Origin of the sequence: Sphingomonas olei (genome assembly GCF_045369765.1) — a bacterium.
In the GTDB taxonomy this organism is placed as follows: domain Bacteria; phylum Pseudomonadota; class Alphaproteobacteria; order Sphingomonadales; family Sphingomonadaceae; genus Sphingomonas; species Sphingomonas panaciterrae.
Genome location: NZ_JBIQEU010000091.1, coordinates 1 through 592, shown reverse-complemented (window position 1 = coordinate 592; position 592 = coordinate 1). Strand labels below are relative to the sequence as shown.

The 592-nt window shown below is 70.1% G+C and carries 1 protein-coding gene; it reads left to right on the top strand.

The window, feature by feature from the left end; genetic code table 11:
- The first annotated feature begins 73 nt into the window (after positions 1-73).
- Positions 74-496, top strand: coding sequence for a DUF4307 domain-containing protein (locus ACH0BU_RS18200; protein WP_500264496.1), 423 nt, complete (start codon positions 74-76; stop codon positions 494-496).
- Positions 497-592: the final 96 nt, after the last annotated feature.

The window sequence follows — 592 nt, the reverse complement described above, 5'->3', positions numbered from 1 at the left end:
CAGAACTTCTTCTACTCCTTAGCGTCGGTAGTCGCGCGCCCGGCGCACGCCGGAGGAGCCCGCCACGGAGCGGGTGCTCTCCCAGCGCTACGGATCGGGCCACCGCACCGTGGCGGGCACGCCCCGCCGCGGCCCCGGGGCAAGGGGCTGGATCATCATTGCGGTGGCGGCCACCCTGGTGGCGGCACTGTTCGTCACGTGGATCGTGCGGGGCGAGTCCCAGCAGCCCGAGGCCAAGGACGTCAGCTTCAAGATCATGGACGCAGGGCAGGTCTACGCGGACTTCGACCTCACCAAGGTCCCGGACCAGACCGTCACGTGCGCCGTGCAGGCGCTGAACGAGCAGTACGCCGTGGTGGGGTGGAACGAGGTCACGATCGGCCACGTCCCCGAGGACGAGCTCAACGGCCGCACCAGCACCCCCCGGGTGCCCGTGCGCACCACCAACCTGGCCAACACCGCGGGCGTGGACTCCTGCTGGAACACCTCCGGCTGACGCACCGAGTGCCCCGCGTCACTTTGGGGTGCGGGCGCAGCGTCCTCTACACTTGCCCGAAGACCACATCCCCGACCCGGAAGCGCTGGGCCACAC